General features: G+C 67.0%; 1 protein-coding gene. It reads right to left on the minus strand.

The window, feature by feature from the left end:
- Window positions 1-151: 151 nt before the first annotated feature.
- The coding region (locus tag IQ279_RS27595; protein ID WP_277402607.1) for a transposase family protein at window positions 152-515 on the minus strand (364 nt) is incomplete at its 5' end.

Raw genomic sequence — 515 nt, forward strand, 5'->3', positions numbered from 1 at the left:
TTTGAGTGAGACAGCGTTACGGTCCGGGGTGACCCGCCTGACGTCGAAGCCGTCAGCGACGGTTCGCGGACGTCGCGGCACAGCGCTCACAAGGACATCAGACCCGGATGAACCCTTACGACATCACGAGTTCAACCTCGGTGAACCGTTTTCATCCTGAATATGCGCAGGTCAGCAGGGTATGGACGGCTTGGACGGCTGTGCCGATGCGGCGGGTGGAACAGCGGGCTCGCCGCAGTAGCCGCCACGTCTTGAGTTGAGCGAAGGCGCGTTCGTCGGGGGCTCGGAGTCGGGCGTGGTCGCGGTTGAACCGCTGGTACTGCTGCGGTTGTTCGCTGTAGTGGTAGTACGGCGTGCGGAAGGTGGCGCCGGCGCCCTGGTAGGCGCGGTCCGCGAGTACGAGGATTTGCCGGGTGAGGCAGGCCTGGACGATGCCGTGAGCGCGGGCCGCGGTCAGGTCGTGCGTGCGGCCCGGTGCCGCGCGCGAGAACCACAGCGGGGTGCCGTCCGGACGC

Source organism: Streptomyces verrucosisporus, assembly GCF_017114865.1.
In the GTDB taxonomy this organism is placed as follows: Bacteria; Actinomycetota; Actinomycetes; order Streptomycetales; family Streptomycetaceae; genus Streptomyces; species Streptomyces fenghuangensis.